Source organism: Streptomyces sp. NRRL F-4489 (genome assembly GCF_001509485.1).
GTDB lineage: Bacteria > Actinomycetota > Actinomycetes > Streptomycetales > Streptomycetaceae > Streptomyces.
In genome coordinates, this window is sequence record NZ_LLZI01000013.1 from 43,656 (window position 1) to 57,319 (window position 13,664).

Annotated in this window: 9 protein-coding genes; 4 read left to right on the top strand and 5 right to left on the bottom strand. The window is 72.6% G+C overall.

The annotated features are described in order from the left end of the window. The first annotated feature begins 474 nt into the window (after positions 1 to 474). Both uvrB and ADL22_RS02760 read left to right on the top strand, forming a co-directional pair. Positions 475 to 2,625, top strand: coding sequence for an excinuclease ABC subunit UvrB (gene uvrB, locus ADL22_RS02755; protein ID WP_066973422.1), 2,151 nt, complete (start codon positions 475 to 477; stop codon positions 2,623 to 2,625). 256 nt (positions 2,626 to 2,881) lie between these two features. After that, positions 2,882 to 3,925: a TerC family protein gene (locus ADL22_RS02760; RefSeq protein ID WP_066973424.1), complete on the top strand. Its 1,044-nt coding sequence runs from the start codon at positions 2,882 to 2,884 to the stop codon at positions 3,923 to 3,925. A gap of 33 nt (positions 3,926 to 3,958) precedes the next feature. On the opposite strand, the gene ADL22_RS02765 is transcribed toward ADL22_RS02760, so the two are convergent. From ADL22_RS02765 to ADL22_RS02775, 3 genes are all read right to left on the bottom strand, one after another. Beyond that, a complete protein-coding gene (locus ADL22_RS02765; RefSeq protein ID WP_066973427.1) occupies positions 3,959 to 4,615 on the bottom strand; it encodes an MBL fold metallo-hydrolase in 657 nt (218 codons plus the stop codon). Positions 4,616 to 4,625: 10 nt separating this feature from the next. After that, positions 4,626 to 5,396, bottom strand: a complete 771-nt coding sequence (locus ADL22_RS02770) for a maleylpyruvate isomerase family mycothiol-dependent enzyme (RefSeq protein ID WP_066973429.1) — start codon at positions 5,394 to 5,396, stop codon at positions 4,626 to 4,628. Between the two features lie 165 nt (positions 5,397 to 5,561). Next, positions 5,562 to 7,160, bottom strand: coding sequence for an FAD-dependent oxidoreductase (locus ADL22_RS02775; RefSeq protein ID WP_066973430.1), 1,599 nt, complete (start codon positions 7,158 to 7,160; stop codon positions 5,562 to 5,564). A gap of 110 nt (positions 7,161 to 7,270) precedes the next feature. On the opposite strand from ADL22_RS02775, the gene ADL22_RS02780 reads away from it, so the two are divergent. Together ADL22_RS02780 and uvrA are read left to right on the top strand one after the other, a co-directional pair. Continuing rightward, positions 7,271 to 8,026 carry a TetR/AcrR family transcriptional regulator gene (locus tag ADL22_RS02780; protein ID WP_079063798.1) on the top strand — a complete coding sequence of 252 codons (756 nt, stop codon included), beginning with the start codon at positions 7,271 to 7,273 and terminating at the stop codon, positions 8,024 to 8,026. A 243-nt stretch (positions 8,027 to 8,269) separates the two neighbouring features. After that, complete coding sequence (uvrA, locus tag ADL22_RS02785) at positions 8,270 to 11,368, top strand: excinuclease ABC subunit UvrA (protein WP_066973432.1); 3,099 nt, start codon at positions 8,270 to 8,272, stop codon at positions 11,366 to 11,368. Positions 11,369 to 11,521: 153 nt separating this feature from the next. Here uvrA and ADL22_RS02790 read toward each other — a convergent pair whose 3' ends face one another. Together ADL22_RS02790 and ADL22_RS02795 are read right to left on the bottom strand one after the other, a co-directional pair. After that, positions 11,522 to 12,541: a carbohydrate kinase family protein gene (locus ADL22_RS02790; protein ID WP_066973527.1), complete on the bottom strand. Its 1,020-nt coding sequence runs from the start codon at positions 12,539 to 12,541 to the stop codon at positions 11,522 to 11,524. After that, positions 12,538 to 13,617: a LacI family DNA-binding transcriptional regulator gene (locus tag ADL22_RS02795; protein WP_066973434.1), complete on the bottom strand. Its 1,080-nt coding sequence runs from the start codon at positions 13,615 to 13,617 to the stop codon at positions 12,538 to 12,540. The genes ADL22_RS02790 and ADL22_RS02795 overlap by 4 nt, the downstream gene beginning before the upstream one ends. Positions 13,618 to 13,664: the final 47 nt, after the last annotated feature.

Sequence of the window (13,664 nt, forward strand, 5' to 3'; positions counted from 1 at the left end):
TGAGCTGAGGTGCGGTGGGTGGCGGGTGAACGGGGCGGACGGACGGAGACTCGCAGCCGGGCCGGAGGAGGAGGCGGACGGGCGGTAACCGGGCGCTGAACGGAAGACGGCCGGTGTTCCGTGCGGAGCGTCGCAGTTGCAGGATGCCCGGAATGGCCGTGCAGCAGACGTACGTCCCGACGTCGTCCAACTTGCCGGAGGCGCGGCATCCGCGCATCTCGGCCGACGAGGAGTCACCCGTCGCGCAGTTGACCGTTTTTGCCGGCCGGGTCCGGGGCACACCCGCGCGGGCGCCCGCCGCGCCGCGCCCCGCGCCGTCCGCGCGACCGGTCCCGCGCCGTCCGCGCCCCCGCCGCGCCCGCGCGCCGGACCCCGCGGCCCGCCGCCGCACCGCGGCTCCGGCCCCCTCCGGAAAGCCGCAGGTCAGAGCCGATGCGGCACCGATTGTCAGTGGTGGGTCGTACGGTGGATCCCATGCGGCCCGTTTCACAGATCGAACGCACGGTGGCGCCCTTCGAGGTCGTCAGCCCCTACCAGCCCAGCGGCGACCAGCCGGCGGCCATCGCCGAGCTGGAGCGACGCATCCGCGGTGGTGAGAAGGACGTCGTCCTGCTGGGCGCGACCGGCACCGGCAAGTCGGCGACCACCGCGTGGATGATCGAGAAACTGCAGCGCCCGACGCTCGTCATGGCGCCCAACAAAACCCTCGCGGCCCAGCTCGCCAACGAATTCCGCGAGCTGCTGCCCAACAACGCCGTCGAGTACTTCGTCTCCTACTACGACTACTACCAGCCGGAGGCGTACGTCCCGCAGTCCGATACGTACATCGAGAAGGACTCCTCCATCAACGAGGAGGTCGAACGGCTGCGCCATTCCGCGACCAACTCCCTCCTCACCCGGCGGGACGTCGTCGTGGTCGCCTCGGTGTCCTGCATCTACGGTCTGGGTACGCCCCAGGAATACGTCGACCGGATGGTGCCGCTCAGGGTCGGTGACGAGATCGACCGCGACCAGCTGCTGCGCCGCTTCGTCGAGATCCAGTACACCCGCAACGACCTGGCGTTCACCCGGGGCACGTTCCGGGTCCGCGGCGACACCATCGAGATCTTCCCGGTCTACGAGGAGCTGGCCGTCCGGATCGAGATGTTCGGCGACGAGATCGAGGCGCTGTCCACCCTCCACCCGCTCACCGGCGAGGTGATCAGCGACGACCAGCAGCTGTACGTCTTCCCCGCCAGCCACTACATCGCCGGCCCGGAGCGGATGGAGAAGGCGATCGCCGGCATCGAGGCGGAGCTGGCGGACCGGCTGGCCACGCTGGAGCGGCAGGGCAAGCTGCTGGAGGCCCAACGGCTGCGCATGCGCACCACCTACGACATCGAGATGATGCGCCAGGTCGGCTCCTGCTCCGGTATCGAGAACTACTCGATGCACCTCGACGACCGCGAGCCCGGCTCGGCGCCCAACACCCTCCTCGACTACTTCCCCGACGACTTCCTGCTGGTCATCGACGAGTCGCATGTCACCGTCCCGCAGATCGGCGCGATGTACGAGGGCGACGCCTCGCGCAAGCGCACCCTGGTCGACCACGGCTTCCGGCTCCCCTCGGCGCTGGACAACCGGCCGCTGAAGTGGGAGGAATTCCTGGGGCGGGTCGGCCAGACCGTCTACCTCTCCGCCACCCCCGGCCCGTACGAGCTCTCCCGCGGCGACGGCTTCGTGGAGCAGATCATCCGCCCGACCGGACTGGTCGACCCGGAGGTCGTCGTCAAGCCCACCGAGGGGCAGATCGACGACCTGGTGCACGAGATCCGGCAGCGCACCGAGAAGGACGAGCGGGTCCTGGTCACCACCCTCACCAAGAAGATGGCCGAGGACCTCACCGACTACTTCCTGGAGCTCGGCATCCAGGTCCGCTATCTGCACAGCGACGTGGACACCCTGCGGCGCGTGGAGCTGCTGCGCGAGCTGCGGTCCGGCGAGTTCGACGTCCTGGTGGGCATCAACCTCCTCCGGGAGGGCCTGGACCTCCCCGAGGTCTCCCTGGTGGCGATCCTGGACGCCGACAAGGAGGGCTTCCTGCGCTCCGGCACCTCGCTGATCCAGACCATCGGCCGCGCGGCGCGCAACGTCTCCGGCCAGGTGCACATGTACGCCGACAAGATCACCCCGGCGATGGCGAAGGCCATCGACGAGACCAACCGCCGCCGGGAGAAGCAGCTGGCCTACAACAAGGCGCACGGCATCGACCCGCAGCCGCTCCGCAAGAAGATCGGCGACATCGTCGCCACCCTGGCCCGCGAGGAGATCGATACCGAGCAGCTGCTCGTCACCGGCTACCGCAAGGCCGCCGGCAAGGACGGCAAGCCCGCCAAGGCCCCGGTGCCGTCGCTCGGCGGGAAGGCGGCCGGCAAGGCGGCCAAGGGGAAGGGCAAGGGCGGCAAGGCCGGCGAGGTCCTGACGGACCGCCCCGCCGCGGAGCTCGCCGAGATGATCGAGGAGATGACGGACCGGATGCGGGCCGCCGCGGCGGAGCTCCAGTTCGAGGTCGCCGCCCGGCTCCGCGACGAGGTCGGCGAGCTGAAGAAGGAGCTGCGGCAGATGAAGGAGGCCGGTCTGAAGTAGCGACCGGGACGGCGCGGGGCGGCCGCCTCACCAAGGGGCACCGTCCCGCCGAAGGGGCGGCGGCCGCCTCGCCAAGGGTGCGGCGGCCGCCTCACCAAGGGTGCGGCGGCCGCCTCACCGAGGCCGCCCCACCAGCGCATTTGCACTTCCCTTTACCGTTCCATGGCTTTCCTTTACCCTTCCTCATATGGAGGGGCACCGGAGTCCCCCGGCAGCGACGACGCTGTGAGTGCCGTACGACCATGCCGGAGGAGCCATGGACGTTTCACCGACCCTGTGGGCCCTGACCATCCTCGGTCTGGCCGCCCTGATCGCCGCCGACTTCTTCATCGGCGGCCGCAAGCCCCACGAGGTGTCCCTCAAGGAAGCCGGGATCTGGACCGGCGTCTGGGTGGCGCTCGCCGCGCTGTTCGGCCTCGGCCTGCTGGTGTTCGGCGGCGGCGCGCCGGCCGGTGAGTTCTTCGCAGGCTTCATCACCGAGAAGTCGCTCAGCGTCGACAATCTCTTCGTCTTCGTCCTGATCATGGGCAAGTTCGCGGTCCCGGCCGTCTACCAGCAGCGGGTGCTGATGGTCGGGGTGCTGATCGCGCTGGTGCTGCGGGCCGGGTTCATCGGCGCGGGCGCCGCGATCATCGCCAACTTCTCGTGGGTGTTCTACCTCTTCGGCGCGTTCCTCGTCTGGACGGCGTGGAAGCTCATCCAGGAGGCGCGCTCCGGCGAGCAGGACGAGGAGTTCGAGGAGAACCGCTTCCTGAAGGCGGTGGAGCGCCGCTTCCCGTCCACCGACCGCTACCACGGCACCAGGCTGTTCGTGGTCGAGAACGGCCGGCGGCTGATGACGCCGATGCTGATCGTCATGCTGGCGATCGGCACCACCGACGTGCTGTTCGCCCTGGACTCCATACCGGCGATCTTCGGCCTCACCCAGGACCCGTACATCGTCTTCACCGCCAACGCCTTCGCCCTCATGGGGCTGCGCCAGCTGTACTTCCTGATCGGCGGCCTGCTGAAGAAGCTGGTGCACCTCTCGTACGGCCTGTCGGTGATTCTCGGGTTCATCGGCGTGAAGCTCGTCCTGCACGCCCTGCACGAGTCCGGGGTGGCCGTCCCGGAGATCAGCATTCCGGTCTCGCTGGGCGTGATCTGCGCGGTGCTGATCATCACCACGCTGACCAGCCTGCGCGCCGCGAAGCGCCAGGGGGTCGAGGCCGGGACGGAGCCGCTGACGCCCGCCGGGGAGCCCGCCGCCCCCGCCCCGGACGCCGCCGCCGAGACCGAGGAGGCCGGCGCCCGCGGCTGACGCCCGGGCGCCGGCCGGTCCGCCCGTTACCCGCTACCAGCCGCGCTCCCGCCACTCGGTGAGGTGGGGGCGTTCGGCGCCGAGGGTGGTGTCGGCGCCGTGGCCCGGGTAGACCCAGGTCTCGTCCGGGAGCTGGTCGAAGAGCTTGTGCCGGACGTCGTCCAGCAGGCTGGTGAACCGCTCGGCGCTGCCCCAGGTGTTGCCGACCCCGCCGGGGAAGAGGCAGTCGCCGGTGAAGACGTGCGGATGGCCGTGCGGGTCGTCGTAGATCAGCGCGATGCTGCCCGGGGTGTGGCCGGAGAGGTGGCGGGCGGTCAGCCGGACCCGGCCGACGCTGATCGTGTCGCCGTCCTCCACCAGGACGTCCGTGGGGACCGGGATGCCCTCGGCGTCGTACCGCCCGGCGTACGTCCGGGCGCCGGTCGCGTCGACGACCTCGCGCAGCGCTCCCCAGTGGTCACCGTGCTGGTGCGTGGTGACCACGGACGCCAGGCCGCTGTCGCCGATCAGGGTGAGCAGCGTGTGCGGCTCGGCGGCCGCGTCGATCAGCAGCTGCTCGTCGGTCGCACGGCAGCGCAGCACATACGCGTTGTTGTCCATGGGACCGACCGCGACCTTCGAGATCATCAGGTCGGTCAGCTCGTGTACGTCGGCCGGTCCGCCGACCTTCACCGCTCCGCTGTAGGTCATGGCACCAACTCTAGAGCGGCGGGACGGCCGGCAGCGGCCCGCCGTGGGCCGTCAGCCGCCCGGCGTCGGCGCGCCCGGTGAGCCAGCCGACCAGGTCGGCCGGGGCGCCGGTGACCACCACGTCCGGCTCGGTGCCGGCGCCGCCGGAGGCGCCGCGTCCGGTGCGCCAGCGGCGGCCGTCGGGGGCGCGCAGTTCCAGGGCGGGCAGGTCGGGGTGGCCGGCGAACTTCACCTCGGAGAGGAACGCCAGCTCGCTGTCCAGGAAGGACGGCGGCAGCTGCTCGACCGGATAGCCGACGCCCAGGTCCACATGGTGGAGTTCGACCTCGGCGAGCCGGCGCAGCGGCAGCCGGTCGGCCCGTTCGACCACGCCGTTGCGCATCTCGACGGTGTACTCCCGGCGGTCCTCCGGGAGCGCCCGCGCCGCCTCCGTGAACCGGGCCGCGCTCTCCCGCAGATCGTCCAGATGGGACGCCAGCGGGCGGGCGGCGTCCCGTTCGATGTCGCCGTCGCGCGCCTCGGCGCTGGTGTACATCGGCGTGCGGACGCCGGTGCGCGCCCAGGTCAGGAGGTTGACCAACGCGTCGGCATTACGGGCCAGATGGGCCAGGACGTGGCCCCGGGTCCAGCCGGGGAGCAGCGACGGTTCGCCGACCGCCTCGTCGTCGAGCTTGCCCAGGGAGACCAGCAGCCGCTCGGTGGAGTCGTGGACGGCGGCGATATCGCGCGGGAAATCGGGAGGGGTGGAGCCGGGAGGCACGGAGCCAGGAGGGATGGTCATGGGCCGACGCTAGCGCCGGGAGGGCGGCTACGGGAGGCGGACGGAGCCGTTCCGGGTGGAAGAGGGGTGGTGCCGGTGGCACGGGTGGGGCACGGGGGTGTGGAGGGGGCGGACGGACCGCCCGCCGCCGCCACACCTCCGCCGCCCCCGCGCCCCTGGGGCGCCCTACGCGGCCGGTGCCCCCTGGGCCGGCACCGCCGCCGGTGCCCCGAACCACCGTTCCAGCGCGGCGTCCAGCTCCCCGTACGGGTCCCCGGAGCCGTCCGCATCCCCGGACCCGTCCCCGGCCCCCGCCGCCCAGGCCACGAAGCCGTCCGGGCGGACCAGCAGCCCCTTCAGACCGGGCCGCTCCGGGCAGCCGGCCGTCACCACCCGGACCCGGTCGCCGTGGCCGGCCGCCCGCTCCCGCAGCGCGGGGTCGTCCGCGAGGTCGAGCAGCAGCCCGCCGCCGCCGTGCAGATGGTCCGCGAGCCGGCGGCCGTCGGAGAGCCCCAGGTCGGGGGCGCTGCGGCCGGTCAGCGGATGGCTGCCCGGGAGGTCGTAACGCTGCCAGACGCCGGAGATCTTCTTGACGAGGTAGGTGGTGGCGTCGGTCGTCGCGGAGAGCTCGGCGACGACGTCGCGCAGCGCCGCGGCGTGCGACTCCGGCCGCATCAGCGCCACTTGGGCCCGGGTCCACTCCAGCACCCACGCGCCGATCGGGTGCCGCTCGGCGGTGTACGTGTCGAGCAGGCCCTCCGGCGCCCAGCCGCGCACCGTGGCGGCCAGCTTCCAGCCGAGGTTCATCGCGTCGCCCAGGCCGAGGTTGAGGCCCTGGCCGCCGAACGGCGCGTGCACATGGGCCGCGTCGCCGGCCAGCAGCACCCGGCCGCGGCGGTACTCGGGCACCTGGCGGGCGTTGTCGGTGAAACGGGTCGCCGAGACCACGCCGGTGATCGTCACGTCCGGGACGCCGGAGACCCGGCGCAGCGAGGTCTGCAACTCCTCGGCGGTGACCGGGGCTTCGCGGTCAGCGGGCGGGCCGTCGAACTCCACGGTCAGGATCCGGCCGGGCAGCGGCCCGTGCACATACGTCCCGGTGGCGGTCCAGTTCCAGCCCGCCCCCAGGGCCTCGGAGCCGGTCATCTCCACGATGGCCTGGTGGCCGGTGATCGACGGGGCGGTCCCGGGGAACGGGAATCCGGCGAGCCGGCGGACCGTGCTGCGGCCGCCGTCGCAGCCCACCAGCCAGCCGGCGTGCAGCGGGCCCTCGGAGGTGTCCACGCGGACGCCGTCGCCGGCGGCGTCGAAGCCGGTCACGGTGACACCGCGGCGCACCGTGACGCCGAGTTCGGCGGCGCGGGCGCCCAGGAGCCGCTCCAGCGCCTCCTGGGGGACGAGCCCCACCTCGCCGGCCGGGCCGCTGCCGGCGAAGTCCGGGTCGGACGTGTCGAGCAGGTCGCCGCGGAGCATGATGCCGGCGAAGTGCCCGGCGAAGCGCGGCACCGGCCGCACCGTCGACGCGCCGGCGGCCTGCCGCTGCCGGGCGAACGCGCCGAACCGCTCCATGGCGGCGCGCTGCACCTCCGCCACGGCCGGCAGCAGCCCGCGCCGGTACAGCGCCTCGGCGCTGGGGGTGTTGATGGCCCCCGCCTTGATTGTCGTATCCACCTCGGTCAGCCGCTCCAGGACGACGACCCGGACCTCGGCCAGTGCCAGTTCGCAGGCGAGCATCAGCCCCACCGGGCCGCCCCCTGCCACCACTACGTCTGCGTCGTACTTCATGAGCGCGAGTGTAGTCACTAAAAGTTTGTTTCGGATAAAGTTTTTTCGGAGGGCGGGAGTCCGGTCAGGGATGATGCGAACGCCCCACAGGACGGCGGAAGGCGGAGACGGTGAGCGGCAGCGGGTCGGCGGGGGAGCGCGAGCGGGAGCGGGACGGCGGGGTGGTGCCGGCGTCCGGGGAGGCGGCGGAGGACGGGCTCGGCCTGCGGGAGCGCAAGAAGCTGCGCACCCGGCAGCGGATCTCCGGGGCCGCGACGCGGCTGTTCATCGAGCGGGGCTTCGACAACGTCACGGTGGCCGAGGTGGCGCGGGCCGCCGAGGTCTCCACGATGACGGTCTTCAACTACTTCCCGCGCAAGGAGGACCTCTTCCTGGACCGCATCCCGGAGGCGAGCGACCTGCTCGTCAGCGCGGTCCGCGAGCGGGGCCCGGACGAGACGCCGCTGGCCGCGCTGCGCCGGCTCGCGCTGGACCTGCTGGCCCGGCGCCATCCGCTGGGCGGGCCGGGGGAGGGGTTCGCGTACTTCTGGCGGACGGTGCTGGACGCGCCGTCGCTGCGGGCGCGGGCGCGGGAGGCCGCCGAGGAGATCGAGGGGGCGCTGGCCGGGGCGCTGGCCGAGGCGGCCGGCCAGGACCCGGCGCGGCCCGGCCGGGAGGTCCGGCTGGCCGCGGCGCTGATCGTCGCCGGCTGGCGGTCCCTCTACGTCGAGGCCGTCGGCCGGCAGCTGGCGGGTGACCCCGCGGACGCGGTGGCCGCCGACCACGAAGAGGTGATCCGGCACACGTTCGACGTGCTGGAACGGGCGCTGCCGGACGGCGGGCTGGTGCGCGGCGGATCGGAGGGCGCGACCGGCCGGACGGCGTAACGGCAGGTCACGGGGGCGGGAAGAGTGCGGGGCCGCCACACGTTCGAGTGAAGAGGGCCGATGAGGCCCGTAAATCGAATGCACGTGCTATAGGCTCGTGTCTGGCATCCCAACGACAGTGCCGCGACGGCCCCCATACCCTTGGTCGGGGGGCCCGCTCCGCTCCGCCGCCTCTGCTCGCTCACCGCGCGGCGGACGCGAGCCCGTGGCTCCCGCCCCTCTCCAAGAAAGGTGCCGACCGGCGTGGCCGACCGTCTCATCGTCCGTGGCGCTCGCGAGCACAATCTCCGCAACGTCTCGCTCGACCTCCCCCGCGACTCCCTCATCGTCTTCACGGGGCTCTCCGGGTCGGGCAAGTCCTCGCTCGCCTTCGACACGATCTTCGCCGAGGGGCAGCGGCGCTACGTCGAATCGCTCTCCTCGTACGCCCGGCAGTTCCTCGGGCAGATGGACAAGCCCGATGTGGACTTCATCGAGGGACTGTCCCCCGCGGTCTCGATCGACCAGAAGTCGACGTCGCGCAATCCGCGCTCGACGGTCGGCACGATCACCGAGGTCTACGACTACCTCCGCCTGCTCTTCGCCCGGATCGGAAAGCCGCACTGCCCCGAGTGCGGCCGGCCGATCGCCCGGCAGTCGCCGCAGGCCATCGTCGACAAGGTCCTGGAGCTCCCCGAGGGCAGCCGCTTCCAGGTGCTCTCCCCCCTGGTGCGCGAGCGCAAGGGCGAGTTCGTGGATCTCTTCGCCGACCTCCAGACCAAGGGCTACAGCCGCGCCCGGGTCGACGGCGAGACCGTCCAGCTCACCGACCCGCCGAAGCTGAAGAAGCAGGAGAAGCACACCATCGAGGTGGTCGTGGACCGCCTCACGGTCAAGGAGAGCGCCAAGCGCCGGCTGACCGACTCCGTCGAGACCGCCCTCGGGCTGTCCGGCGGCATGGTCATCCTCGACTTCGTCGACCTGGAGCCGGACGACCCGCAGCGCGAGCGGATGTACTCCGAGCACCTCTACTGCGCCTACGACGACCTCTCCTTCGAGGAGCTGGAGCCCCGCTCCTTCTCCTTCAACTCCCCCTTCGGGGCCTGCCCGGACTGCACCGGCATCGGCACCCGGATGGAGGTCGATCCGGAGCTGATCATCCCGGACGAGGAGCGCTCGCTGGACGAGGGCGCCATCCACCCCTGGTCCGGCGGCCACACCAAGGACTACTTCGGCCGGCTGGTCGGCGCGCTCGCCGACGCCCTCGGCTTCCGTACGGACATCCCCTGGGCCGGGCTGCCGCAGCGCGCCAAGAAGGCCCTGCTGTACGGCCACAAGACCCAGATCGAGGTCCGCTACCGCAACCGCTACGGCCGCCAGCGGGCGTACACCACCGCCTTCGAGGGCGCGGTGCCGTTCGTCAAGCGCCGGCACAGCGAGGCGGAGAGCGACAGCAGCCGGGAGCGCTTCGAGGGCTATATGCGCGAGGTCCCCTGCCCGACCTGCGAGGGCACCCGGCTCAAGCCGATCGTGCTCGCCGTCACGGTCCAGGAGAAGTCGATCGCCGAGGTCGCGGCCATGTCGATCAGCGACTGCGCCGACTTCCTCCGCTCCATGACGCTCAGCGACCGCGAGAAGACCATCGCCGAGCGGGTCCTCAAGGAGGTCAACGAGCGGCTGAAGTTCCTGGTCGACGTCGGCCTGGACTACCTCTCGCTGAACCGCGCGGCCGGCACCCTCTCCGGCGGCGAGGCCCAGCGCATCCGCCTCGCCACCCAGATCGGCTCCGGCCTGGTCGGCGTGCTCTACGTCCTGGACGAGCCGTCCATCGGCCTGCACCAGCGCGACAACCACCGCCTGATCGAGACCCTGGTCCGGCTGCGCGACATGGGCAACACCCTGATCGTGGTCGAGCACGACGAGGACACCATCAAGATCGCCGACTGGGTCGTGGACATCGGCCCCGGCGCCGGCGAGCACGGCGGCAAGGTCGTCCACAGCGGCCCGATGAAGCAGCTGCTGGCCAACAAGGACTCCATCACCGGCCAGTACCTCGCCGGCAAGCGGTCCATCGCGACGCCGGACCTGCGCCGCCCCACCGACCCGGCGCGGCAGCTGACGGTCCACGGCGCGAAGGAGAACAACCTCCGCGACATCGACGTCTCCTTCCCGCTCGGGGTGCTCACGGCCGTCACCGGAGTCTCCGGTTCCGGTAAGTCGACGCTGGTCAACGACATCCTCTACACCCACCTCGCGCGCGAGCTGAACGGCGCCAAGTCGGTCCCCGGTAGGCACACCCGGGTCGCCGGCGACGACCTCGTGGACAAGGTCGTGCACGTCGACCAGTCGCCGATCGGCCGCACCCCGCGGTCGAATCCGGCCACGTACACCGGCGTCTTCGACCACATCCGCAGGCTCTTCGCGGAGACCATGGAGGCCAAGGTCCGCGGCTATCTGCCGGGGCGCTTCTCCTTCAACGTCAAGGGCGGCCGCTGCGAGAACTGCTCCGGCGACGGCACCATCAAGATCGAGATGAACTTCCTCCCGGACGTCTACGTCCCGTGCGAGGTCTGCCACGGCGCGCGCTACAACCGCGAGACGCTGGAGGTCCACTACAAGGGCAAGTCCATCGCCGAGGTGCTGGACATGCCGATCGAGGAGGCGCTGAGCTTCTTCGAGGCGGTCCCCACCATCGCCCGCCATCTGAAGACGCTCAACGAGGTCGGCCTCGGCTACGTCCGGCTCGGCCAGTCCGCGCCGACGCTCTCCGGCGGTGAGGCGCAGCGCGTCAAGCTCGCCAGCGAGCTGCAGAAGCGCTCCACCGGCAGCACGGTCTACGTCCTGGACGAGCCCACCACCGGCCTGCACTTCGAGGACATCAGCAAGCTGATCAAGGTCCTCTCCGGTCTGGTCGACAAGGGCAACACGGTCATCGTCATCGAGCACAACCTCGACGTGATCAAGACCGCCGACTGGGTCGTGGACATGGGCCCCGAGGGTGGCAACGGCGGCGGCACGGTCGTCGCCGAGGGCACCCCGGAGCAGGTCGCGGCGGTCCCGGCCAGCCACACCGGCAAGTTCCTGCGGGAGATCCTCGGGGACCGGGTCAGCGACGCCGCGCTCGTGAACGGCTCGGCCCGCAAGCCGGCCGCCCGCCGGACCGCGGCGAAGAAGGCGGTGGCCGCCGCAGCGACGGCCAAGACGACGGTGACCGCTCCGGCCACGGCGCGGAAGACCGCCAAGAAGGCGGCGAAGAAGGCCGTGGATGGCACGGCCACGGCCAAGGCCGACGCCGCGACCACGAAGCCGGCGAAGAAGACGCCGGCCAAGAAGGCGACGGCGCGGGGCCGCCAGTCTTCCTGACGCCGCACCGCCGCATCACCGCGCCGCCGCGGGGGCGGAGCCTCGTATTCCGAGGTTCCGCCCCCGCGGCGCGTCCGGAGCCGGACCGGGATCGGTGGGCACCGGGCAGACCTCGCGGCCCGCCCCCTACACCTCCCCTACGTCTCTAAGCCCCTACGCCGCCAACTCCGCCGCGAACGGCGGTTCGGCGCCCGCGCGGGAGCAGGTCACCGCGGCCGCCCGGGCGGCGAAGCGGAGGATGTCCGCCCAGTCCGCCCGGGTCAGCCCCGCCACCGCCGCGTACGACAGCGCGCCATGGGCGTCCAGGCGGTGCAGCAGCGCCGCGTTGACGGTGTCGCCGGCGCCGATGGTGTCGACCACGGCGACCCGTTCGCCGGGCACCGCGACCTCCCCGCCGTCCCGGGTCAGCACCGTCAGCCCGTCGCCGCCGTGGGTGAGCACGATCGCCGCCGGACCGGCGGCCAGCCACTCCCGGGCCGCGGCCACAACCGCCGCCCGGCCGGTCCCGGCACCCGCGGCCGAGCCCGTCGTGTCGGCCCCGGCCCCGGCCCCCGCCCCGGTGTCAGCGGCCGCCCCGGCCCCCGCCAGCCACCCCGCGTCCTCCTCCGACAGCTTCAGCAGGCCCACATCCGGCAGCCAGGAGCGGAAGCGGGCGCGGTAGGCGTCCGGGTCGGGGATCAGGCCGGGCCGGATGTTCGGGTCCAGCGCGGTGAAGACGCCGCGCCGGGCCTCCCGCCGCAGCAGCGCCTCGTACGCGCTCGCGCCCGGCTCCAGCACCAGCGAGCAGGTGCCCAGCGACAGCGCCCGGGCCGCCGCGGGCAGCGCCGGCGGCAGCGTGAAGTACCGGTCCGCGGTGCCCTCCACGTAGAAGCCGTAGCCGGCCGAGCCGTCCGGGCTGATGTCCGCCACCGCCAGCGTGGTCGGCTCCGCGCCGCGCTGCACCAGCGAGAGGTCCACCCCGCCGTCCCGCAGCCCGCGCAGCAGCGACTCCCCGAACGTGTCGGTGGAGACCCGGGAGCAGAACGCGGCGGGCGAGCCCAGCCGCCCCAGCGCCAGCGCCGTGTTGTACGGCCCGCCGCCGCGCCGCGGCAGCAGCGCCGGCAACGGGCCGTCCGGGGACGGCTGCGGGCTGGGGACGAGGTCGATCAGCGCCTCGCCGGCGACGACGATCACGGTGCGGGGGTCCTTTCCTGAGCGGCCGGGGCCCGGCCGGGCGGGGCGGGTCGGGCGGCGGCCGGCCGGGGCTCCCGGTCCCCGGGGCAGCCGCACGAGGTGCGGTGCACGAAGGCGCAGGGCAGCCGGACGGTGCGCGGCGGCCGGCCCGGGTCGTCGAGCCGTTCCAGCAGCAGCCGGACCGCCGCCGCGCCCAGCTCCTTGCTGGGCTGGGCGATCGCGGTCAGCCGCGGGGTGAACAGATCGGCCCAGGAGAAGTCGTCGAAGCAGGCCAGGGCGATGTCCCGGGGGACGTCCAGGCCGAGGTCGCGCAGCGCCCGGAGCGCGCCGATGGTCATGGCGTTGTTGGCGGTGACGATCGCGGTGGGCGGCTCCGCGGCGGCGAGCAGCTGCCGGGTGGCGTGCTCGGCGCCGTCCGCCTCGGAGTTGCCGCCGGCCAGCAGCTCGGGCGCGAACGGCAGCCCGGCGGCGCGCAGCCCCGCGCGGTAGCCCTCGACGCGTTCGGTGGTGGTGCTGAGCCCGGGCAGCCCGGCCACCAGGCCGATCCGGGTGTGCCCGAGGCCGGCCAGATGCGTCACGAGGTCGCGCACCGGACCGGTGCTCTCCGCGCACACCTGGTCGAAGCCGTCGCCGACCAGCCGGTCCAGGAACACCACCGGCACCTGACGCTTCGTCACATACTCGGTCGTCCCGGACGGTTCGGCGGACGGCGCGACGATCATGCCGTCCACCCGCCGCTCGTGCAGCAGCTGGACGACCTTGCGCTCGTGGTGCGGATCGTCGTGCGGATCGGCGATCAGCAGGCTGTATCCGGCCGCCAGCGCCTCCGCCTCGACGCCCTGGAGGATCTCGGTGAAGTACGGGTTGCTGATCGCCGAGACCGCCAGCCCGATGGAGCGGGTGCGGGAGGTGACCAGCGAGCGGGCGAGGGTGTTGTGGGTGTAGCCGAGCTCCTCGATGGCGGCCAGCACCGCGGCCCGGGTGCCCGGGCGCACCGGCCGGGTGTCGTTCACCACGTGCGAGACCGTGGCCACCGAGACGCCCGCGCGCCGTGCCACATCCACCATCGTCGTCATCGGCTCTGTCCTTCCCGACGCCCGGCGCACCGTGCCCCGGCCGGGCG

What these genes read in the sequence shown, in the direction of transcription:
- ADL22_RS02770 (WP_066973429.1), bottom strand. Translation starts at nt 5,396, where the DNA reads ATGACCATCCCTCCTGGCTCCGTGCCTCCCGGCTCCACCCCTCCCGAT.
- ADL22_RS02765 (WP_066973427.1), bottom strand. Translation starts at nt 4,615, where the DNA reads ATGACCTACAGCGGAGCGGTGAAGGTCGGCGGACCGGCCGACGTACAC.
- ADL22_RS02775 (WP_066973430.1), bottom strand. Translation starts at nt 7,160, where the DNA reads ATGAAGTACGACGCAGACGTAGTGGTGGCAGGGGGCGGCCCGGTGGGG.
- ADL22_RS02760 (WP_066973424.1), top strand. Translation starts at nt 2,882, where the DNA reads ATGGACGTTTCACCGACCCTGTGGGCCCTGACCATCCTCGGTCTGGCC.
- uvrB (WP_066973422.1), top strand. Translation starts at nt 475, where the DNA reads ATGCGGCCCGTTTCACAGATCGAACGCACGGTGGCGCCCTTCGAGGTC.
- ADL22_RS02795 (WP_066973434.1), bottom strand. Translation starts at nt 13,617, where the DNA reads ATGACGACGATGGTGGATGTGGCACGGCGCGCGGGCGTCTCGGTGGCC.